15 protein-coding genes are annotated in these 22,759 nt (G+C 62.5%); 9 read left to right on the top strand and 6 right to left on the bottom strand.

What is annotated here, in order from left to right:
* Positions 1 to 171: 171 nt before the first annotated feature.
* From ACQRCJ_RS09730 to ACQRCJ_RS09710, 5 genes are all read right to left on the bottom strand, one after another.
* On the bottom strand, positions 172 to 759 hold the full coding sequence (locus tag ACQRCJ_RS09730; RefSeq protein WP_006006010.1) for a TetR/AcrR family transcriptional regulator: 588 nt from the start codon (positions 757 to 759) through the stop codon (positions 172 to 174).
* Between the two features lie 77 nt (positions 760 to 836).
* Positions 837 to 3,278 (bottom strand): Lon protease family protein, encoded by a 2,442-nt coding sequence (locus tag ACQRCJ_RS09725; protein ID WP_168936068.1) that lies wholly within the window; start codon positions 3,276 to 3,278, stop codon positions 837 to 839.
* A gap of 5 nt (positions 3,279 to 3,283) precedes the next feature.
* Positions 3,284 to 4,219: a hydroxymethylbilane synthase gene (gene hemC / locus ACQRCJ_RS09720; protein WP_168936069.1), complete on the bottom strand. Its 936-nt coding sequence runs from the start codon at positions 4,217 to 4,219 to the stop codon at positions 3,284 to 3,286.
* 8 nt (positions 4,220 to 4,227) lie between these two features.
* Positions 4,228 to 4,467, bottom strand: a complete 240-nt coding sequence (locus ACQRCJ_RS09715; RefSeq protein ID WP_006006004.1) for an FmdB family zinc ribbon protein — start codon at positions 4,465 to 4,467, stop codon at positions 4,228 to 4,230.
* Between the two features lie 14 nt (positions 4,468 to 4,481).
* A complete protein-coding gene (locus ACQRCJ_RS09710; protein WP_168936070.1) occupies positions 4,482 to 5,081 on the bottom strand; it encodes an SIS domain-containing protein in 600 nt (199 codons plus the stop codon).
* Positions 5,082 to 5,196: 115 nt separating this feature from the next.
* On the opposite strand from ACQRCJ_RS09710, the gene ACQRCJ_RS09705 reads away from it, so the two are divergent.
* The 6 genes from ACQRCJ_RS09705 to ybeY all read left to right on the top strand — a co-directional run bounded on the left by ACQRCJ_RS09705 (position 5,197) and on the right by ybeY (position 13,420).
* Positions 5,197 to 6,057 carry an NAD(+)/NADH kinase gene (locus tag ACQRCJ_RS09705; protein ID WP_204625628.1) on the top strand — a complete coding sequence of 287 codons (861 nt, stop codon included), beginning with the start codon at positions 5,197 to 5,199 and terminating at the stop codon, positions 6,055 to 6,057.
* A 7-nt stretch (positions 6,058 to 6,064) separates the two neighbouring features.
* Positions 6,065 to 7,804 carry an ARMT1-like domain-containing protein gene (locus tag ACQRCJ_RS09700; protein ID WP_303933186.1) on the top strand — a complete coding sequence of 580 codons (1,740 nt, stop codon included), beginning with the start codon at positions 6,065 to 6,067 and terminating at the stop codon, positions 7,802 to 7,804.
* A gap of 22 nt (positions 7,805 to 7,826) precedes the next feature.
* Positions 7,827 to 9,257 carry an Asp-tRNA(Asn)/Glu-tRNA(Gln) amidotransferase subunit GatB gene (gene gatB, locus ACQRCJ_RS09695; RefSeq protein WP_006005996.1) on the top strand — a complete coding sequence of 477 codons (1,431 nt, stop codon included), beginning with the start codon at positions 7,827 to 7,829 and terminating at the stop codon, positions 9,255 to 9,257.
* Positions 9,258 to 9,415: 158 nt separating this feature from the next.
* Complete coding sequence (locus ACQRCJ_RS09690; protein ID WP_427799690.1) at positions 9,416 to 10,405, top strand: PhoH family protein; 990 nt, start codon at positions 9,416 to 9,418, stop codon at positions 10,403 to 10,405.
* Positions 10,374 to 12,992 carry an HD family phosphohydrolase gene (locus ACQRCJ_RS09685; protein WP_240937711.1) on the top strand — a complete coding sequence of 873 codons (2,619 nt, stop codon included), beginning with the start codon at positions 10,374 to 10,376 and terminating at the stop codon, positions 12,990 to 12,992. Before ACQRCJ_RS09690 ends, ACQRCJ_RS09685 begins: the two co-directional genes overlap by 32 nt.
* Positions 12,989 to 13,420: an rRNA maturation RNase YbeY gene (gene ybeY / locus ACQRCJ_RS09680; protein ID WP_205906089.1), complete on the top strand. Its 432-nt coding sequence runs from the start codon at positions 12,989 to 12,991 to the stop codon at positions 13,418 to 13,420. Before ACQRCJ_RS09685 ends, ybeY begins: the two co-directional genes overlap by 4 nt.
* Here the strand turns inward: ybeY and ACQRCJ_RS09675 are convergent.
* The gene (locus tag ACQRCJ_RS09675) at positions 13,417 to 14,523 is read right to left on the bottom strand and encodes a polynucleotide adenylyltransferase (RefSeq protein ID WP_427799689.1); all 1,107 of its coding nucleotides are present in this window, start codon (positions 14,521 to 14,523) and stop codon (positions 13,417 to 13,419) included. The two genes, ybeY and ACQRCJ_RS09675, sit on opposite strands and share 4 nt — an antisense overlap.
* On the opposite strand from ACQRCJ_RS09675, the gene ACQRCJ_RS09670 reads away from it, so the two are divergent.
* From ACQRCJ_RS09670 to ACQRCJ_RS09660, 3 genes are all read left to right on the top strand, one after another.
* Positions 14,522 to 15,313, top strand: coding sequence for a biotin--[acetyl-CoA-carboxylase] ligase (locus tag ACQRCJ_RS09670; RefSeq protein WP_168936075.1), 792 nt, complete (start codon positions 14,522 to 14,524; stop codon positions 15,311 to 15,313). The two genes, ACQRCJ_RS09675 and ACQRCJ_RS09670, sit on opposite strands and share 2 nt — an antisense overlap.
* Positions 15,314 to 15,326: 13 nt before the next feature.
* Positions 15,327 to 19,028, top strand: coding sequence for a pyruvate carboxylase (locus ACQRCJ_RS09665; protein WP_427799688.1), 3,702 nt, complete (start codon positions 15,327 to 15,329; stop codon positions 19,026 to 19,028).
* 99 nt (positions 19,029 to 19,127) lie between these two features.
* On the top strand, positions 19,128 to 22,685 hold the full coding sequence (locus ACQRCJ_RS09660) for a PEP/pyruvate-binding domain-containing protein (RefSeq protein ID WP_427799687.1): 3,558 nt from the start codon (positions 19,128 to 19,130) through the stop codon (positions 22,683 to 22,685).
* The last annotated feature ends 74 nt before the right edge of the window (positions 22,686 to 22,759 follow it).

Genomic DNA, 22,759 nt, shown 5'->3' with positions numbered 1-22,759 from the left:
ATCACGCGAATATCAAGACCCCTTTAAGGGGTAGCCAAGGAGGCAAGGGCACTGGGCTTGAACAGCGTGAAAGCCAGCGTCTTTAGGCGCAGCCGGTAACAGGCCCTTACAGGGCCAGAGCAAACCACCCGCTTTGCGGGTGGTTCTGATTTTTTAGCGGGGAGGGAAGGACTAGTTCTTGCGGATGGAGCGGGAGACGAAATCCAGGGTCTCGTCATAGAGCTCCGGCAGGGCATAGGGGGTCAGCACGCGGGTACGGTTGGCACCCACCATCAGGGAGATGATGACCTGCGCCGTGGCCTTGCTGTCCACATTGACGATGCTGCCGTCGCGGATGCCGCGCTGGATCTGCTCTTCCAGTTCACGATGCACCTGGGCGAACATGGAATCCATCTGTTCCCTGTCCGTCTTGGTCTTCATATCGCTGTACGGGGAGCAGCGCACCAGCACCAGCCAGTTGGAGTCCTTGTCCACAGAGAAGTCCAGATAGGCCTTGCAGAAGTGCATGACGGCATCATAGCCGCAGGCCGCATCAGCCGTGGCCTGGCGCAGCTTGACCAGAAAATGTTCCAGCACATCGAGTCCCGAGGCCAGGAACAGTTTTTCCTTGTTGCCATAGTGATGCGTCAGCAGTCCAAGGGCCACACCAGCCCGGTCGGAAATCTTCTTGAAGGTGGTTTCCACATAGCCACATTCACCAAAAAGTTCCTTGGCGGCCTGGAGCAGGGCTTCTTTTTTATTTTTTGCAGTCATGGTCATTGCGGGGGTTAAGCGTCTTTTTCACAATCGGCCAGAACTGTTTACTCGCTCAATGAAGGCAAGTCAATGCATGACGCCTATCCTTTACGCGTCCGACGGAAGGAGTTCTGGGCATAATCGCCCAACCGTTCCAGACGGCGATCCACCATATCGTAGAGGCTGCCGGGCGTGAATGTATCGTCCTTGCGGCGGCGTCCCACGGGCAGCCCCGTGAGCAGGGTCAGGGCCTCTTCGATACTGCGGACGGCATAGATGGCGAACTGTCCCTTTTCCACGGCCTGGAGCACATCCGGGGAGAGCATCAGGTGATCCACATTGTCGTGGGGGATGATGACCCCCTGACTGCCCGTGAGACCATGCCGTGCGCAGACTTTGAAGAAACCTTCGATCTTCCGCGTCACGCCGCCCACGGCCATGATCTGCCCGGAATGGCTGACCGCGCCCGTGAAGGCCAGGTCGAGCCGCACGGGCACATCGGCAAGGGCGGAGAGCAGGGCCACCAGCTCCGCACCGGAAGCGGAGTCGCCTTCGATACCGGCATAGCTTTGTTCAAAGTAGAGCGACCCGGCCAGAACAAGAGGTTTCTTGCGGGCAAAGAGATTGGTCAGGTAGCTCTTGAGGATCATCATGGCCTTGGTATGGATGGGGCCGCCCAGTTCGGCTTCCCGCTCCAGGTCGATGATGCCTTCATGACCGACGCCCACGGTACAGGAGATGCGGTGGGGCAGGCCGAATTCAAAATCACCGTAGCCGGTGACCGACAGGCCGTTGACCTGACCGATGGCACTGCCTGAAGTACAGACCTTGATCATCTCGCGGTCGTACTCTTCCATGAAGATCTCTTCCACCAGATTGGCCCGATAGGTGCGCGCCGCATAGGAACGCTCCATGATATCACCGGTGACGATCTCGGCGCCTTCCATGCCTGCCAGGGCGTCCCCCTCGATCATCTGCTCGCGCAGCAGCGGGAACTTGAGCGACAGGCGGCGCTGGTCCTCGCACAGATGCGAGCCCAGATCCACCAGCCAGGCCAGAGCCGTGCGGTCGAAGGGCCGCAGGCCGGATTCTTCCGCGATGCGGGCGATGACCGACAGATAGAAACGGACGCCGGCGGCATTGCGGTCCATGCGTTCGGCCATCTGGGCCTTGATGCGGAACAGCTTGGCGAAGCGGTCCTCATTGAGGACCAGGGCTTCGTACAGGTCTTCCGTACCGATAAGCACGACCTTGAGATCCAGCTTCAGGGGCTCGGGGTTGATGCCCTTGGTGCGGATGGCGGCATCCGGGGTCTCCGCGCCGTCTTCGATGCGCAGGGAATTGGCCCGCAGGGCCCGCAGCAGACCTTCCCAGGCATTGGGATGCTGCAGCAGGTCTTCCGCCCGCAGGACGAGGAAGCCCCCGTTGGCCTTGTGCAGGCTCCCGGCCCGCACAAGGGTGAAATCCGTCACCAGAGCGCCCAGCTCGGATTCCCGCTCGATACAGCCCAGCAGGTTGGACGCGGTGGGATGGTCTTCCACCACGATGGGGGCGCCGCTGAGCTGGCTGTTGTCCACGAAGACATTGACGTCATAGCGGTACAGCGGATCGCCCTGCGGCGGCAGGGGCGCATGGGGGACATCCGGGCCGGACTGGCCGGCCTCCCGGGGCAGGAAGGCTTCGGTGTTCTTCAGGATGTCCGCGCGCAGGCTGACAAAGTACTGTTCCAGGGCCTCGCTCTGGCAGGCCTTGAGCAGTTTTTTCTGGGCCGGGAGCAGCAGGGCGTCCAGCACCTGGGCCATGACGGTCTGTTCCAGGTTGCGCTCGTCGTCATGGAAGCTTTCCTCGGCCTTGCTCAACTGGCGCATGAAGCTGGCCATGCTCTGAACCAGGGTCTCCCCGCGCCGCTTGAGGGTCATGCGCAGGCTGTCGTCCAGATGTTCGAACTCTTCCTCGCTCAGCCGCTTGCCCTTGACCAGCGGATACAGGGTCAGGCTGCCGCCTTCGTCCATGTCGAGATGGAAGCCCTTGTGCTGGGCCACGGAGGTCATCTTGCTCAGCAGGCCGCTGCGGACCTTCTGGAAGCTGTCCACCAGCCGGGCACGCTGCTTGACGAAGGGCGCGGCTTCGAAGCGGCGGGGCAGTTCATGCAGGATGGCGTCCACGGTGGAGGTCACGCACTGCTTGAACTTTTTGCCCTGACCGGCAGGCAGGGAAAGCAGGCGCGGCCGGTCAGGGTCATCAAAGTTGTGGACATAGACCAGATCCGGCGGCGTCGGCCGTTTGCGGGCCTGCGGGCCAAGATAGGAGAGCAGGGTATAGCTGCGCCCCAGATTGGCATCGCCGGAGACATAGACATTGTAGCCACAGGCCCTGATGTTCAGGGCCATGTCCAGAGCCTGCATGGCGCGAGGCTGGAAAGCGTTGCGGCTGCCCGCCCCGTTGCGGGGCAAGGGGATCTCCCGGCTGTCCTGCCAGGGGATGCGTTCGGGATCGAACGTCGCGTGCAGTCGCGATGTGGGCAGAGGAAGGATCTTGGGCATCATTACTACCGGTTTTCAGCATACAGGCGGTCAAGGATGTCCTTGCCGCCCTTGTCCAGAAGATGACGGGCCAGGGCAAAGCCCGTTTCGCGTGCCGTGGCGGCCGTACCTTCCTGCTGTTCGCGCAGGATGACGCTGCCGTCCACTTCGGCCACCAGGCCGTCCAGGATGAAGCGCTCGTCGTCCAGCATCTCCGCATGACCGGCGATGGGCACCTGACAGCCGCCGTCCAGACCGGCCAGGAAACCGCGCTCGGCTTCCACACAGATGCGGGTGGGGCGGTGTTCCATGCGGGACAGCAGTTCCAGCACTTCACTGTCATCACCACGGCATTCGATGCCCAGGGCACCCTGGCCCACGGCGGGCACGAAGGAGGCCGCCTCGAAATGGTGCATGCGGTCCGCGGAAAGACCCAGACGCTTGAGCCCGGCGGAGGCCAGCACGATGGCGTCGTATTCGCCTTCCTTCATCTTGCGCAGGCGGGTATCCACATTGCCGCGCAGGGAAAGGATCTCCAGGTCGGGACGCAGATTGAGCAGCTGGGCCTGGCGGCGCAGGCTGCTGGTGCCCACGCGGGCCCCCTGGGGCAGTTCGTCCAGAGAGGCGTAGCGGTTGGAGAGCAGGCAGTCCACGCAGATCTCACGCTGGGGCACGCAGCCCAGAACGAGGCCCTCGGGCAGGACCATGGGCACGTCCTTGATGCTGTGCACGGCCAGGTCGGCGGAACCGTCCAGCAGGGCTTCCTCGATCTCCTTGACGAACAGGCCCTTGCCGCCCACCTTGGACAGGGGGACATCCAGGATGATGTCGCCGCGGGTCTTGATGACGCGCAGGCTGATGTTCAGGCCCGGTTCCAGGGACTCCAGGCAGGCTTTGACGTGTTCGGCCTGCCAGAGGGCCAGCTGACTGCCGCGGGTGGCGATGACAAGATTTTTGCGCATGGCGTCTCCTAGTGGCCGCAGGTGGCGCAGTTACCGCCGGAGCAGCCGGCGCAGCCGCCGGAAGAGGCGGGCATGGAAGGAGCGAAGGAGTCATCGCCGCCGTTGCCGCCGCTGCAGTGAGCGCAGCGGGACATCAGCTTGCGGGTCTCGGCCGCGCCGCAATGGGGGCAGGCGGGCAGGTCATCGCCAAAGACAAGTTCCTCAAAATCCTTGCCGCATTTGGTGCAAGTGTATTCGTAGATGGGCATGGTCGTGTAACCTCTTACTGCGGATCGACGGTCTGGATCGCCGTCACGTTTTCGAAAAGATAGTAATCCACCAGCCTGCAGACAAGATGGCCGGCGGCAAAAAGCAGTTCATGGACAAGGGAGGCAGGGGCCCCGGAAGCATCCGGGACATCGATCACGAGCCCGGGCAGGGACAGACCCGCGACAGGACGCCCGCAAAGAGTGATGCAGGACATGCCGGTCTCCTGCGCCAGTGCCAGCACGGGGCCCATGGCCGTCTGTGCTGTGTCGGGGAGGAATGTCAGGAGCGCATCCCCGGGCCGGGCCAGAGCCTCGAGCTGCCGCAGGGCCGCTCTGTCCGCCGTCTGCCCCCCCGGGCTCCCGGCCGGCAGCAAGATGGCCGGCAGCGCCGGCCGGTCGAGATCGAGCCGGTCAAGCAGGGCCTGGGCTGCGGCACGGGCACAAATACCGGCGGCCCCTTCGCCCAGGACGAGCACCTTGCCGTCATGGATAAGGCAGCGGGCCATATGCAGGGCCGCCTTCTGCAAAAGGGGCGTTCTTTCCTGGAAAAAGACCTCGCGCAGGCGGGCGCCTGTCCGGCTGTATGTCGTTATGATGTCCTGCGCTGTCTGCATGGTGTCGTCCTGATGGCCTGCGGCCGTACCATTTTTAAGACAAAGCAACTGCCCTGACAAGATAAAAAGCCTCTTCCCACTTGCACTGCGCGCGCCTATAACGTAGAGAAAAAGGATGCAAAGCAAAGCCCGCCATATTCTCGTGGTCCGCAAGGCCAACAGTGACCGTGCGGCACGTCTTGAAGCTGAAATCGGTGCCTGGCTGCGCGCCAGGGGACACTCTGTCACGGCCATCAGCGGAGGGTTTGACGATCCCGCCTATGCTCTTCCCGATCTGGATTTTGCCGTTGTCCTGGGAGGGGACGGCACCATGCTGGGTGTGGCCCGTCGGGTGGCAGGCCGGGGCATCCCCCTGCTGGGCATCAATTTCGGCCGGGTCGGCTTCTTGGCCGACATCCAGCCGGAGCAGTGGGAGAAGGGCCTTGCCGATTCCCTGGCAGGCATCACTCCCGAGCGTACCTGTATGGCCCTGCAATGGAAAGTCGTACGCAATGAAAGCACGCTCGCCAAGGGCGTGGCCGTCAATGACGTCGTCCTCAGCCGGGCGGCCCTCTCGCGGCTCGTCAACATGGACATCGGCGTGGACGGGCAGGAGATGTGCCGTCTGCGCAGTGACGGCGTGATCATCTCCACCCCCATCGGCAGTTCGGGCTACAGCGTCTCCGCCGGAGGCCCGCTGCTGTACCCGAGCCTCAACTGCATGGTGTTCACGCCCATCTGTCCTTTCCTGAATACCATCCCCCCCATGGTCTTTCCCCATAAGACCCGCTTCTGTATCGACCTGCTGCCCGGTACCACCGAGACCTACATCACGGTGGACGGTCAGGAAGGCCTGCTGCTCCAGGTGGGGGACCGGGTGGAGGTGACGGGGCTGGAAGACGCCGTCTGCTTTGTGGGCAAGGAAATGCCGTTTTTTGAACGCTTGCGGACGCGCGGCTTCGTGACGGATATGGCATCGGGCGCCAAACACAAGTGAGGCCCGCATGAATGGGAACGCGCCGCGCCGCATGGCTGATGTCCGGCTGGGAAAAGATGCCTGCTTCGACGCATGGCTGTACAATCTGTTCATCGACAACAACCTTGTCCATGGCCTCAATCCGCACATCGTTGCCAGTCCTGAACAGCTGAAATTCATGGTAGCCGGCGGCCCCGGCAGCGTGTATCTTCCCTGTTCGGACGCCATGTTCGCCTTGCTGTGCGAGCCGACCATGCCCCGACGGCTGCAAAAAGAGTACAATCGCGCCTGGCGCATCCTCGTGCGCCTTGTACGGTCCCTCGTGACGGACAGGATGCAGCGCCGGGCGCTGTTGCTGTTCTGTCGTTACCGCTTCCGCAGTGCGGTTGCCCAGCATACGCTTTTGCCGCCGCGTCTCATCAAGCGCATGACCAACATCGTCTTGGCCCAGGGGCTGGGCGATGGCGATCCCTGGCGGCAGCGCCGCCATGCGCTCAATATCCTGCAGCGCGAGATTCTGCGCTCGGAGAGCGTGCGTACCGCCCTTGAAGGCATGCCGGTAGCTCCGCTGCCGGATACGCTCGAGGCGGCCCGGGCCCGGCTGGATGCCTGCAGCCTGGTCCGTCATTTGTTCCTTTCCGCCTATACGCTGGAGCTGAAGACCGCCGTCCCCGACAGGATATTTTTGGAAGAAGAGTTCCACCGCGCGGAGCAGAAGGCTACGGAGCTGGAAAGCTACCTGGATGACCTGGCCTCCCGGCCGCGGACCATCCTGTATCTGTGTGATGCCGACGGCGGGGTGGTCTTCGATCTGGCGGTGGTGCGCAAGCTGCTGCGCATGCAGCATCGTGTCATTTTTGCCGTCAAGGACGGTTTCTTCTTCTATGCGCCCACCTTGGATGACGTGGAAGAGGATCCTGTCCTGCGTGAGGAGCTGAAGCAGGACTATATCGTTCGTGACGCCCACCTGAGCAAGAGCCAGCTGCTGCGCCATCTGCGCGAGCACCGTCTGCTGGTCATCAGCGACGGGACGCGTGAGCGGCTCAACCTGTACCGGGTCTCCATCAGTTTTTCCCGTGCCTGGAAGGAAGCGGACCTTATCCTGGCCAAGGGCTGGCGTTCGGCCGACATGCTGCTGGGCACCAGCTGCGAGTTCACCCGCGATATCCTTTGCTACTGGCATGACGGCGCGGACATGCATCTGGCCCTGCGCCGGCATGCGCCCGGGGTAAAAAAATTGACCGAGCAGGACGTGGCGGCCCATGCGGACGGCATCATCGCCCGCATGCGCGAGGCCCGCATGAACGGCCGTACGGTCATGTTCTACAGCTGCATCATCGGCAGCATCCCCGGCGAGACCCAGACCGCCATCTCACTGGCACGGACCTTTGTGGGCGATCTGCGCAAACGCCTGGACAACGTCCTGATCGTCAATCCTGCCGAGCATTTCGTGGAGGGCATGGACGGGGACGACCTCATGTTCATGTGGGAGCGCGTGCAGCGGAGCGGCTTCATCGACGTCTGGCGTTTCCAGACATTTGCTGATATCGAAGAAAGCTTCCGGCTCATGGGACGCAAGGTCCCGCCCATCTGGTCCGGCAAGGACGCCACTTTTTCTACCGGCTGCACCCAGGAGATGCGCATAGCCCTGGACGTGCAGCGGCAAAACAGGGAAATGCAGATCATCGGGCCCGATCCGGCCCGCTTTACACGGCGTGGCGAGTACGGCGTCGGCAAATATTTCGACGCGACCATCAGCCGTTCCTAACATCTGGTTCACGGAGTTTTTCATGCCTGCATATGAAGCCGTCATCGGCTTGGAAGTCCACGTACAACTGGCTACGGCCACCAAACTTTTCTGCTCCTGCCCCACCAGTTTCGGGCAGGCTCCCAACAGCAATGTCTGCGAAGTCTGCGGCGGCATGCCCGGTGCCCTGCCCATGCTTAACCGGCAGGCCGTGCACTATGCCTGCCTGGTGGGCCTTGCCACCAACTGCAGTATCCACCGCAATTCCATTTTCGCCCGCAAAAACTATTTTTATCCCGACCTGCCGTCCGGCTACCAGATCTCGCAGTTCGACCTGCCCATCTGCGAGCATGGGCATCTGACGGTCACGGTGGACGGTGCCGAAAAGCGCATCGGCATCACGCGCATCCACATGGAGAACGACGCGGGCAAGAACATCCATGCCCAGGGCGAGAACGTCAGCTATGTGGACCTCAACCGCGCCGGGACGCCGCTGGTGGAGATCGTTTCCGAGCCGGACATGCGTTCTTCCGCCGAGGCCGTGGCCTACCTCAAGGCCCTGTACGGCATCGTGACCTATCTGGGCGTCTGCGACGGCAACATGGAGGAGGGCAGCTTCCGCTGTGATGCCAACGTCTCTATCCGTCCTGTGGGCAGCACGACCTTCGGCACCCGTACCGAGCTCAAGAACCTGAACTCGTTCCGCAATGTGCAGCGAGCCATCGATTACGAGATCGCCCGCCAGCAGGATGCCCTGGCGGACGGGGAAGAGATCGTGCAGGAGACCCGCCTGTACGATGCCACCAAGAACATCACGGCTTCCATGCGCGGCAAGGAAGAAGCGCACGACTACCGTTACTTCCCTGATCCCGACCTGCTGCCCGTGACCATCACCGATGAGGAATTCAGCCGCTGGCAGCAGGAACTGCCCGAGCTGCCTGCCGCCCGCATGCAGCGCTTCATCGCCATGACGGGCCTGCCCGAACCCGAGGCGGAAGTGCTGGTGCAGAGCCGTGCCATGGCCGATTTCTTTGAGGCTGCGGCGGCCAAAGCCGATGCCCGCAAGGTGGCCAACTTCATCCTCGGCCCGCTGCTGCGCGAGCTCAACGCCCGCTCCCTGCATGTGCAGGATTGTGCCATGACGCCCGAAGCTCTGGCCGAGCTGGTCAGCATCGTGGACAAGGGCCTCATCAGTGCCAAGATCGCCAATGACATCTTTGCCGACCTGATGGAAAACGGCGCCATGCCCGAAGCCTACGTCAAGGAAAAGGGCCTGGTGCAGATCTCCGACAGCTCTGCGCTGGAAGCGGCCGTGGACAAGGTGCTGGCCGACAATCCCGCCGAAGTGGAGGCTTTCCGTGGCGGCAAGACCAAGCTCATCAGCTTCTTTGTGGGCCAGGTCATGCGCGCGACCCGCGGCAAGGCCAACCCCGCGCTGGTCAATGAGCTGCTGGCCAAAAAGCTGGCTGGCTAGTCCGGAAACATAAAAAGCTGCAAGGGGGGCGCCTGGGGTGCCCCCTTATTTTTTTGAACGCAGCTCCAATTTTATTAAAGTTATACTTTAAGGAATAGTGCGCCGGAGCCGGAAGCCCTTTCATGGACAGAAAGCCCAAAATACGCTAGGCAAAAATCATGGCTTCATATTCATCTTCTCAGGAAAGGATCGATTTCGATGATCCTTTACTGGCCAATCAGCTGTTTGGTCCCCGCAATGCCCATTTGGACCTGCTGGCCGCTGCCAGCGGTGCCCAGATAGGCAGCCGCGGTGCTTCTGTTTTTTTCTCCAGTCCGGACCATGCTGTCCTGCAGTGCCTGTACCGGCTTTTCGTGCAGCTCTATGATATGCTGCGCAACGGCATCAGCATCAGCCAGCAGGACATGTCCCGGGCCTATGCCATGCTGGCGGCCGATCCCGGGCTCAACCTGCGGCAGGTCTTCCAGGAGGCTGTCTTCGTCAATACGCCGCGCAAGACGGTGACGGCCCGCAATGTGGCCCAGAAGCAGTATTTGGATATACTGCGCCGAAACGAGATGGTCTTTGCCGTGGGGCCTGCCGGTACGGGCAAGACCTATCTTGCGGTGGCCATGGCCATCTCCATGCTGCAGCAGCATCAGGTCAAGCGCATCGTGCTGACGCGTCCCGCCGTGGAAGCGGGGGAGCGGCTGGGCTTCCTGCCCGGCGACCTGGCGGACAAAGTCAATCCGTACCTGCGTCCCCTGTATGATGCCCTGCACGACATGGTGCCCCAGCCCAAGGTGGCATCCATGCTGGAAGTGGGGACCATCGAGGTGGCCCCCCTGGCCTTCATGCGTGGCCGTACCCTCAATGATGCCTTCATCATCCTGGACGAAGCCCAGAACACCACCCACGAGCAGATGAAAATGTTCCTGACCCGCATGGGCTTTGGATCGCGCGTGGTGGTCACGGGCGATGCCTCGCAGATCGACCTGCCCGTCAACCCGTCTTCCGGGCGGGCCCGCTCGGGCCTCGTCCATGCCCTGGCCATCCTGGACAAGATCCCCGGTCTTGCCGTGCACCACTTCAGCAAGGCTGACGTGGTGCGCCATCCTCTGGTGGGAGCCATCGTCAATGCCTACGACAACGCCGAAAAAGACAGCTAGACCCTCCAGCATGGTGGCCCTGTGGCAGACGCTGAGAACGCGTCACCACTGCGGTCGCGGCCTGCTGGTATTGATCCTGACCCTGCTTTTCCTCTCGTTGCTGGCCGGTGCCAATCTGACGCCGGAAAGCCGCGTCTATGTGGCGGGGCAGGTTGCGGACAGTGACGTCATCGCTGACCGCGACATCCTGGTGGAAGACGTGCAGGCCAGTAAGGCCCGGCAGCGCCAGGTGCTCATGCTCCAGCCCTCGGTCTACGACCTGAGCATGCAGCCCTATGAGATGTTCCAGAACCGCATCCTTGGGATCCTGCATCATCTGAACGTGATGGCCGACCACAAGGGCTTGCAGAGCGTCAAGCCTGTGCCGGAAGAAGCCGCTCCGGCGGCTCCCGAAGCGGAGGACAGCGCGCCTACTGTCGGACAGGCCGGGGAAGCCCCGGTCACGCCCGCTCCTGCCGCGCCTGTTGCCGCCCAGCGTCCTCTGCCCAGAGCCGAGGAAGATCTGGCGGACCTTCCGAGAGGGGAGGCCTCTGTCCGCCGTCTGGTGGAAGAACTGACGCCCCGGGTGGCCGAAGAGGTGCTGCCCCAGCTGGCCTTGCCGGAAGTGCAGCAGTACCTCCTCAAGACCCTGATGCCGCTGATCCGGGATCGCCTGGCCGAAGGCCTCGTGGGCGACATCCGCTCCGCCAGAGCTGGACGGGCCGGGGTCGTCATCCGCAACCTCGACAACGGTTCGGAACTGCTGCGCCCCGAAGTGACCACGCTGCCCGATGTGCAGTCCTTCCTGGCCGAGATCTCGTCCCTGCTGCGGCAGGAAGATACCCTCAACGCCCACTCCCGCCGGGCCATCAACATCCTGCTTTCCGCGACGGTCCCGGCGTCCCTGACGCTCAACCGTGAGACGACCCAGCGCCGCGGTGAAGCCGTGGTGGCCAATGTGGAGCCCGTCTTTTACCAGATCCAGAAAGGCGAGCTGGTGGTGCGCAAGGGGGACAGGGTGAGCCGCGAGCAGCAGCTCAAACTGCAGACCCTGTATAAGAGCGCTGCCGATCCCGTCCGCTGGGGCGTGGTGCTGGGGGCTTTCCTGTTCTCCCTGATCCTGTCCATCGGCTTCTTCGTGGCGCCCAGCGGCAAGCCCGGCACGCCGCTGCGCTGCAAGGACATGCTGCTCATCTCGCTGGTGCTGTTCCTGTTCAGCGTGGGGGCCAAGGGGGCGTTCTGCCTTGCCACCCGTTTCGACAGCCTGACGCTGATGGCCAACTATGCCGTGGCCTTCCCCATCGCCGGGGGCGTGGGGCTGGTGGCCATGGTCTTTGCCGCCCGCCGCTACTGCACCATGAGCCTGCTGCTCTGTTTCTTTGCCATGCTCATGTTCCAGGCGGACTACACCTTCTTCCTGTATCATTTCCTGGGCGGCATGCTGGCCACCTGGCTGGTGACCAATGCCCAGACCCGGCAGGACGTTGTCTGGAGCATCATCCCCCTGACGGTGGGGCAGTCGCTCATCTGGCTGGGCATGGCCCTGCTGGCGCAGATCTCGCCCAACGAGTTCCCCATGCAGCTGGGGGCCGTGGCCATCAACAGCCTCCTGTCCCTGATCCTGCTGTTCGCCGTCAGCCCCGTGCTGGAGCTGGCCTTTGGCTACAGTACGCGTTTCCGTCTCATGGAGCTCATGAGCCTTGAGCATCCGCTGATGCAGGAACTGATGGTGACCATCCCCGGCACCTATCATCATTCTCTGGTGGTGGCCAACATGGTGGAAGCCGGGGCCAAGGCCATCGGAGCCAACAGCCTGCTGTGCAAGGTGGCGGCCCTGTATCATGACGCGGGCAAGCTGACCTATCCCGAATACTTCATCGAGAACCAGTTCGGCGGTCCCAACAAGCATGACAAGCTGGCCCCCTCCATGAGTGCGCTCATCATCACGTCCCACGTCAAGAAGGGCACGGAACTGGCCGAGCGCTACAAGCTGGGGCAGGAGATCATCGACATCATCCGCCAGCATCACGGGACCCGCGTCATCCGCTACTTCTACCAGAAGGCCATCAATATGGGCGAGCGGCCGCGCGAATCGGATTTCAGCTATCCCGGTCCCCGGCCCCAGACCAAGGAAGCCGCCATCCTCATGCTGGCAGACTCCGTGGAGGCCTCCAGCCGGACGCTGACGGATCCCACGCCTGCCCGTATCAGGACGCACATCGATACCATCATCAAGGGCATCTTCTCCGAAGGCCAGCTCGACGAGTCCGAACTGACCTTCAAGGATCTGCATTACCTGAGCGAGAACTTCCAGCGCATCCTGACGGGCATCTTCCACCAGCGCATCGCCTATCCGCCGGCCAAGAACGAAGGCAAGCAGGAAGGCAAGGCTGCGGAAGGCAAAAACGCGGATGCCCGCCCGGCCGAAAGCAAGGCCGAAGCCAAGGGGCACGAGAACGCCCCGGCTGCCAGGGAGGCGGAAGAAAAAGCCGAGAACAGCCACAGCGGGCATCATCACGGCCGTGTGCATGACGCTGCCGCCGTCGAAGCCGCGGAGAAGCTGGAAGCCGAACAGCTGGCCCGTACAGAACAGGCGGGGCGGGAATGATGGCTGTCCGGGTCATCGATCATTGTCCGGCGGGGGCCTGGCTGTTGCCTGTGCCCCCACGCCAGATAAGCAGGATACTGGATGCCCTGACATCCGCAGCGCGAGAGGCCGGTTGTCCGCTGGGCCCTGTGGAAGCCCATCTGGTGGACGATGCCTGCATCGCCCGGGCCAATCAGCGCTACATGGGCTGCACAGGCCCGACCAATGTGCTGTCGTTCCCCGGTGATGAGAGCCTGCCGGGGGTGATGCTCCTTTCCCTCGATACGCTGAACAGGGAATGCCTGCTTTACGGTCAGGACCCGGCAGAGCATCTGCTGCGCCTGCTGGCGCATTCCGTGGGGCACCTGGCCGGATATGACCACGGTGAAGAGATGGATGCCCTCTGCGACTGGTGCCGGAGCAGGGCCGAGGCGGAAGTCTGGAGCTAGGCCGACCTGCTGCCGACCAGGGCCTGACAGTGCAGTTCCCGCAATTTGCGGGCGGATTCCGCTCCTTTGTTCTGCCATTGGGGCGGCAGCCCTAGGGTGCGGAGCAGGGCCGTATCCTCCAGTGCCTTGCTGCTGATGTCCTGCTTGCTGTCGGCATCCACCACACTCCAGAACTCCTTCATCAGGCCGCGCGTGGCCACGGTCCAGAGCACGTCCCGGCGTGTGCCGGGGCGCAGACGGTCATATAGCCCGGCCTTCATATGCAGCTCGCAGGCCAGCAGTCCTGCCTTTTCCCGCCGGACGGGCAGGTGCAGCCGTTTGGCCAGAAGGCGCACCAGCGCCAGCCCCCGCTGCTCATGTCCGTAGTGGTGGGGCAGTTCTTCCTCAGGAGTCAGCAGCTTTCCCAGATCGTGGCAGAAGGCCATCCAGACGGCCAGACTGTTGCCGGCCACGGCGTTCATGACCCGGACGGTATGCTGGAGCACCGAACCGCTGTGCCAGCGTACAGGCCCGGCGGGGATGCGGGCGATGGTTTCCAGTTCCGTGAACCACGGCCGCCAGAGGTGGAGCTGCTCCAGGACTTCCAGAAAGCGGCCGGGGCAGGGGAGGGCCAGAGCTTTGAGCAGCTCCCTGCCGACCCGCTCCGCCGGAATGGCCGCCAGAGCGCTTTCCGGTACCTTCGCTGCCAGACGGAGGCAATCGGGGTGCAGCTGCCAGTCCGGATGACGGCAGGCAAAGCGGGCCAGGCGGAAAAGGCGCAGGGGATCCTTGCGGAAAGCGTCGGGCGAGGCCGGGCGCAGGAGCCTGCGCTCCAGATCAGCCAGCGTCCTGGCATGGGCATGCACATGCCCGCCGGCATCCAGGGCCAGCGCATTGACGCTCAGGTCACGAGCGGCCAGATCCGCAGGCAGGCTCCCACCACGGAGCGGCATGAATTCACAGCCGTGCCACAGACAGACCTGAACGCTTTTCCCCACGCGGGCGGCATCGGGATGCGTCGCCAGAAAGGCGGCATCGTCTCCGTCCACGGCATAATCCAGCTCAACCGGTGCCTGTCCCAGCAGGATGTCACGGACGGCACCGCCAACAAGGTAGGTCTTCATGACGACATCATGCCATAACGGGGCGCGGGAGCAAAGGGCCGGGCGGCCTGAGGTCTGGCGTTTCGGTGAGGTCTCGTCCGCACTGGATGTGGGGCATACCCTGGCCCGCCGCGGCTTGCTGGCGCCCTGGCAGAGCGTGCTGGTCAGCAGCCAGCGGCAGGGCAGGGGACAGCTGCGCCGGAACTGGGTCTCGCCCGCCGGCAATATCTATGCGGCGCTGCGGCTCCCCATGCAGGAGCCGTTCGCCAGTTCCGCGGCCTCCACCGTGACCGGGGCCATGCTGGCGGCCGCTCTGGGAAAGCTGGGCTTCGAGGTGCGCCTCAAATGGCCCAACGATCTTGCCGTGCTGGACGGGGACACCCCCGCCAAGGTGGCGGGGATCCTGCTGGAAGAAAGGGCGGGCGTCCTGCTGGCCGGCATCGGCATCAATGTGGCCTGGGCCCCGCCGGCCGAGACCTTGCGTGCAGGGGCCGCCATGCCCGCGAAGGCTCTGGTTTCGGGCCTGGAAAAATCACAAAAAATATTTCTTACCGCCGAGAGCCTATGGTATCAACTTGTAAACTGCCTGTTTTGCGAGTATAGTACCGGCGGTTCTCTAAAGAAAAACTGGAAGGATCTCGCCGAGAGCTTCCTGCTCTGGCGCGGGTCCTGCGTTTGTCTCGACGACGGCGATGAGGTCGTCGAGGGCATTCTGACAGGGCTGTGCCATGATGGAGGACTGTGCCTGTCGCGCAATGGCCGGCAGGAGGTTTTTTACAGCGGAAGCCTGCGTCTTTCGCATCATTACTAAAGGGCAAAAAGGCATGGCCAACAAATCCTTTGCAGACGTCCAGGAATTTCTCAAGGGCAAGGTGATCCTTGTCGCCAACCGTGGCATTCCCGCCCGCCGCATCTGTCGCTCCATCCGCGAACGCTTTGACGCCGTCGCGGCCATGACAGCCACCGATGTGGATAAAACTGCGCCGTCAGCATCCACTGCCAAGGAACTGATTCTGCTCGGACCCGATCCCCGCGCTTACCTGGATATTGACCGCATCATCGACAAAGCCCGCCAGCGCGGCGTTGTCGGTATCCACCCCGGCTGGGGCTTTGCCTCTGAGGACACCCGTTTCCCCCAGCGCTGCAAGGAAGCCGGTATCACCTTTATCGGTGCCACTGCCGAAGCCATGAACCTGCTGGGCAACAAAGTGCAGGCCCGCGCCGTGGCCCGCAAGCTGGGCATCCCCGTGGTGCCCGGTTCTGACGGGGCCGTGGACATCGCCACCGCCCGTCAGCTGATCTCCGAGATCGGTCTGCCCATCATGCTCAAGGCCGAAGGCGGCGGCGGTGGCCGCGGTATCTTCGCTATCCACAATGAAGCCGAGCTGGAAGACGCCTTCTTCAAGGCCTCCACCATGGCCCAGGCCTCCTTCGGCAATCCGCGCCTGTTCGTGGAAAAGTTCTTGGCCGATGTGCGCCACATCGAGATCCAGGTCATCGCCGACATGTACGGCAATGTCTTTGCCTTTGACGAACGCGACTGCACCGTGCAGCGCAACCATCAGAAGCTCGTCGAGATCACGCCTTCGCCCTGGCCGGGCATGACCCGCCAGCTGCGCGAACAGCTCAAGGACTACGCCCGTCGCCTGGTGCGCGCCGTGGGCTACCACTCCCTGGCCACGGTGGAATTCCTGGTCACGCCCGACGGCACGCCCTACATGATCGAAGTCAACACCCGTCTGCAGGTGGAACACGGCATCACCGAATGCCGCTACGGCATCGACCTGGTGGAAGAGCAGATCGCCGTGGCCTTTGGTGCGGAACTGCGTTACCGCGAAGAGAACCTGCGTCCTTCCTACTGTGCCATGCAGGTGCGTATCAACTGCGAGAACCCGCAGGAGAACTTCGCTCCCAATGCCGGTCTGATCACCCGTTACGTGTCGCCTGGCGGCCCCGGTGTGCGTCTGGACTCCAACATCAGTGCCGGTTATGAGTTCCCGGCCAACTATGACTCGGCCGGCTCCCTGCTCATCTCCTATGCCCACGACTGGGAAAAGACCCTGGGCATCATGGACCGCGCCCTGAGCGAATACATCATCGGCGGCATCAAGACCACCATCCCCTTCCACCGCCAGATCCTCAAGCATCCCCTGTTCCGCAAGGGCGAGATCAACACCAACTTCGTGGCCAACCATCCCGAGCTCATGCAGTACCGGGACGTGGCCCCCGAAAGCGAACGTCTGGCCCGCCTGGTGGCGGAGATCTCCGCCAAGGGCTACAACCCTCATGTGCAGCTCGGGGAATACCGTTCCGTCACCACGCCCCGTCTGGGCGCCTTCGATCCGGTGCTGCCGCCCATCCCCAGCCAGCTGCGCCGCCAGCCGTCTCCCTATCCTCAGGGCGACCGCCGCGCCCTGCTGGACTTCATCCGCGACAGCGGCTACGTGCACTTTACGGATACCACGCCGCGTGACTTCACCCAGTCCAACTCCGGCAACCGCTTCCGCCTGGCCGAAGACCGCCTGATCGGTCCCTACCTGGACAATGCCGGTTACTTCTCCATCGAGAACGGCGGCGGCGCCCACTTCCATGTGGCCATGCTGGCCAACATGACCTATCCCTTCTCCGAAGCGAAGGAGTGGAAGAGCTTCGCTCCCAAGACGCTCAAGCAGCTGCTGGTGCGCTCCACCAACGTGCTGGGCTACACGCCGCAGCCGCGCAACCTCATGCGCCTGACCGGCGAGATGATTTGCGATCACTACGAAGTGGTGCGCTGCTTCGACTTCCTGAACCATGTGGAGAACATGCGCCCCATCGCCGAAGTGGTCATGGACCGCAAGGACGTGGTCTTCCAGCCCGCCATCTCCCTTTCGTGGGCCAAGGGCTTCGACGTCAATCACTATCTGGGTGTGACCGAGAACATCCTGCGCATGATGGCCGACATCATGGGCGCCGATGAAAAGACCGCTGCCCGCAGCATCATCCTCGGCCTCAAGGATATGGCCGGTGTCTGCCCGCCGCGCTTCATGACCGAGCTGGTGACGGCTCTGCGCAAGCGCTGGCCCGAACTGGTGCTGCACTACCACCGCCACTGCACCGACGGCCTGTTCATCCCCGCCTGCGGGGCCGCGGCCAAGGCTGGTGCCCACATCATCGACGTGGGCCTGGGCTCCGCTGTCCGTTCTTACGGGCAGGGCGACGTGCTGGCCACGGTGGCTTACATGGAAGACGAGCTGGGCCTGGAGTGCCATCTGAACAAGGATGCCATCCGCGACGCCAACTTCGTCTGCAAGCAGATCATGCCCTACTATGACCGCTACTGCTCGCCGTACTTCAAGGGCATCGACTACGATGTGACCCGCCACGGCATGCCCGGCGGTGCTACTTCCTCCTCGCAGGAAGGCGCCATGAAGCAGGGCTACATCCATCTGCTGCCCTACATGCTCAAGTTCCTGGAAGGGACCCGCCAGATCGTTCGTTACCACGACGTGACGCCCGGTTCGCAGATCACCTGGAACACCGCCTTCCTGGCGGTCACCGGGGCCTGGAAGCGCGGCGGCGAGGAAGAAGTCCGCTTCCTGCTCGAAGTGCTCAACGAAGTCACCCGTACGCCCGAATCCGAACTTTCCAGCGAGATGCGCAAGGCCCGCCTGAACATCTACCAGGACTGCAACGACGCCTTCCGCAAGCTGCTGCTGGGCAAGTTCGGCCGCCTGCCGTTGGGCTTCCCCGCGGACTGGGTCTACGAGAGCGCCTTTGGCTCCGAGTGGAAGAGCGCCATCGCCAACCGTACGGAAGTCTCGCCTCTGGAAAGCCTGCCGGACGTGAACCTGGCCGCCGAAGAAGCTGCCTGCACCGAATTGCTGAAGCGCAAGCCCACCAAGGAAGAGTTCGTCCTGTACCTGAATCATCCGGCCGATGCCCTCAAGACCATGCAGTTCCGCATGCAGTACGGCGATCCCAACAATCTGCCCCTGCATGTCTGGTTCGAAGGCCTCAAGCCCGGCCAGGACCTCTATTTCAATGACCGCAGCGGTAAGCCCCACCATCTGCTGCTGCTGAGCATCTCCCGTCCCAACGATGCCGGTGTCGTCATCTGCCGTTACGTGCTGGACTCCGAGATCATGAGTTGCGAAGTGCAGGTCGCCCAGCCCACCGGCCAGAAGGCCAAGGGCCTGACCATGGCGGATCCTGCTAACAAGTTCCATGTGGCGTCGCCCAGCAATGGCGACCTGTGGGTCATGTACGTCCACCCCGGCGATATCGTGAAGGCCGGCGAAGAGCTGTTCAACGTATCCATCATGAAGCAGGAAAAGGCTGTGCTGGCTCCTGTGGATGGCGTCGTGAAGCGCGTGCTGAAGACGGCCGACTTCAAGGAAAACAAGCAGATGGTATCCGTGCGTGAAGGCGAGCTGCTCGTCGAACTGGGCCCCGTGCCGCGTATTTGCAGCAATGAAGCCTGCGCACAACCTATCCCCATGGACAATGTCTCCTTCTGTCCTTACTGCGGATCCCGCGTGATCTAGCCGTGTGGCGCATTTGCGCCGCATTGTGGACAGGATGTGCCTGCTAGGGTATGATGATTGCAATCAAAAGCTTTCTTTCCTGGTATAACGGAGGAAGTCATGGCCAAAACGGCTGCCACTAAGAAAGAGGAATCCCCGGAAGCTATCCGCAAAAAGTTGGTGCTGACCGGCGCCGACATCGTGGCGATCGGCGAAGAAGCCGAGCTGCTTGTGGGTGGCAAGAACTACAACACGGCCCTCATCAGCCAGATCGAAGGTATCCAGGCGCCTTATTTCCGCGCCATCTCTTCGCTCGCTTTCCACAGGGTGCTGGATGAGACCAAGGTTACCGGGCGTATCGTTCGCGCGGTCGTCGACCGCGAGTACGGCCGTATCGACTGGAATGATCCCGAAATCAACCAGGACCCCGACTTCCTGCAGAAGTTCGTCCGCCAGCTCGGCAAGCAGATCCATGACGCTGCCGCTGCGGAAGGGGACCAGTCCCACACCAAACTGCGCACCTTCATCAATACCATCGTGGAAGGCTTTGCTACCTCTCCCGAAGGTATCGACCAGCTGCGCAAACGTTCTGTCATGGTGCAGGCCGCCATCCTGTCCGTGGATCTTCCCCAGGACGTGGATGAGGCCGTGCGCGGTGCCTACCTCTCCATCTGCAACGAGAACGGCGACGACATGACTCCCGTGGCCGTGCGTTCCTCGGCTGCCGGTGAAGACTCCCGCAAAAAAGCCTTTGCCGGTCTGCAGGACACCTACCTCAACATGGTGGGCCCGGCCAAGGTCGTGGAAGCCTACCATTGGGACTGTGCTTCCGCGTACAACCTGCGCTCCATGACCTACCGCCGCGAGGCCATCCTCGATGCCATTGCCCGCGCTGAAGAGACCGGCGATGAAGCCATCGCCATCAATGCCAAGCAGGAATGGGCCATCGAGAACACCTCGCTTTCCGTCTGCATGATGCAGATGATCAACCCCGTGATCTCCGGTACGGCTTTCTCGGCCGATACGTCCACCGGTTGCCGCGGCACGGCCCGTAAGGACCTGGTCAGCATCGATACCAGCTACGGTCTGGGCGAAGCTGTGGTGGGCGGCAAGGTGACCCCCGACAAGCTTTATGTCTTCCAGCGTGATGACGGCAGTGAAGTCGTCATCCGTCAGATGGGCTGCAAGGACATGAAGATCGTCTATGACGAACGCGGTGGTACCCGTGAAGTGGCCGTGCCTGAACTGGAAGCCCTGCGCTGGGCCCTGTCGTTGAGCCAGGCCGAGCGTGTGGCCAAGGGCGTGCGTGCCGTGAGCAAGGCTTACGGCGGCATGATCATGGATACGGAATTCTGTATCGACGCCAACGACAAACTGTGGTTCGTGCAGGCCCGCCCCGAGACCCGCTGGAACGAAGAGCTGGAGCTGCATCCCACCACCATCTTCATGCGCCGTCGCGAAGTGGACGCCAAGGCTGCCGCCAATGCCGAAGTGCTGGTGGAAGGCAATGGTGCCTCCCGCGGTGCCGGTCACGGTACCGTGCGCTTCCTGCGTTCGGCTCTGGAACTGAACAAGGTCGCCAAGGGCGACGTGCTGGCCGCCGAGCGTACCGACCCCGACATGGTGCCCGGCATGCGTGTGGCCTCCGCCATCATGGCCGACGTGGGTGGCGATACCAGCCACGCCGCCATCACCTCGCGTGAACTGGGCATCGCCGCCGTCATCGGCATCCAGCGCCTGGACGTGCTGCGCGCCCTGGATGGCGTGGAAGTGACCGTCGACGGTACCCGCGGCCGGGTGTATCGCGGTCTGCTGCCCCTGCGTGAAGTGGGCGGCGAAATGGACGTGGCCAAACTGCCCACCACCAAGACCAAGGTCGGCCTGGTGCTGGCGGACGTGGGCCAGGCCCTGTTCCTCTCCCGTCTGCGCGAGTTCCCGCAGTTCGAAGTGGGGCTGCTGCGTGCCGAGTTCATGCTGGGCAACATCAGCATCCATCCCCAGGCTCTGGAAGCCTTCGATAACGGCGAACTGGAAGACGTGGTGCAGGGCAAGCTCAAGGAACTGGAAGATAACCTTTCCAAGGTCCTGCGCGAGCAGATGGCTGCCGGCCTCATCGTGTTCAACTTCAACCTGCGTGAATACGTGGGCGAAGTGACCGGCCTCAATGCCGAAGTCTCCGCTCTAGTGGATGCCGACCGCAGCCTCAGCGCCGAAGAAGTGCTGCTGCAGCATCGCAAGATGCGTGAGCTCGACCACAAGATCGACCAGCATATGGAAATGGCTTCCCGCCGCCTGGAGATCCTCAAGACCTCTGTGGATCTGGCCGATCATGTGCGCATCATCATGGGCTATGACGACGAGCTGGCCCTGCTTTCGCCCTCCGATCCCGAATCGGCCAAGCGCATCGCCGAGATCGAAGCCTCGGTGGAAGAGCATGTGAAGCGCATCAAGGATCTGCCCGTGGTGAATTCTCTGCTGGGCAACATTGCCCGCCTGCGTGAAGAAGTGAGCCTGCGTGGCGGCCTGAAGAAGGAAATGGACGACGTGCGCGCTCTGCCTGAAAAGATCCGCGCCATCATCAAGTCCCGCGGCTTCCGCACCGGTAAGGAACACTATGTGCAGACGCTGGCCCAGAACCTGGCCCTGTTTGCCATGGCCTTCTACGGCAAGACCATCGTGTACCGTACCACGGACTTCAAGAGCAACGAATACCGCAACCTGCTGGGCGGCAACCTCTTCGAACATCACGAAGACAACCCCATGCTGGGTTACCGCGGTGTGTCCCGCAATATCCACGACTGGGAAATCGAAGCCTTCAAGCTGGCCCGCGGCGTGTACGGCGGTTCCAACCTGCAGATGATGCTGCCCTTCGTGCGTACCCTGGAAGAAGCCCGCTCCATGCGGACCTACCTGAGCCAGGTGCACAAGCTGACCAGCGGTCAGGACGGCCTGCGCATCATCCAGATGTCGGAAATCCCCTCCAACGCCATCCTGGCCAAGCAGTTCATCCAGGAGTTCGACGGATTCTCCATCGGTTCCAACGACATGACCCAGATGGTGCTGGCCACGGACCGCGACAACGCGCGTCTGGGCCACATCTACGACGAAGAAGATCCCGCCGTGGTCTGGGCCATCCTGGTCAGCATCTTCACCGGCCAGAAGTACGGCAAGAAGGTGGGCTTCTGCGGTCAGGGTATCTCCAACAGCGTGATCCTGCGCGGCCTGGTGGCCATCGCCGGTATCGTCTCCGCTTCGGTAGTGCCGGATACCTACTTCCAGACCGTGTTCGATATCGCCGCTGTGGAAGCCGAGAACATCCCCACGTCCAAGCTGGGCGAATGGCTGGGCAAGCAGCATCATCAGCGTCTTGCCAAGCTGATGGAAGAGGCCGGTTACGGCCACATCCTGAAGAAGTACACGCTGCCCCAGGATATCCAGGAATGGTACGAAGGCGAGCTGCAGCGTCGTCACGAGCAGCTGCGTGAGCATCTGGATACCCCCAAGGAATCCTTCTACCGCACCGAGCTGGAAAGCTTCCGCTCCATGTTCCACAAGCCCGTCATCTACGCGACCTGGGATTGGAGCAGCACGGTGGAAGACGCCCTGCATCAGGCCGGCTTCGCTTCCTTCGAAGAGCAGGCTGCTGCCCTGGAAGAATACCGCAAGATCAAGTTCTAATCCGTACCGGTTCGCGAGTCGGTTCTGAGCCAGTTCGCGGATACGTTGACGATAAAGGGGGCGCCCAAAGCGCC

This window comes from Desulfovibrio sp. SGI.102 (assembly GCF_050314315.1).
Classification (GTDB): Bacteria; Desulfobacterota; Desulfovibrionia; order Desulfovibrionales; family Desulfovibrionaceae; genus Desulfovibrio.
This window is presented reverse-complemented; position numbering and strand designations above follow the sequence as displayed.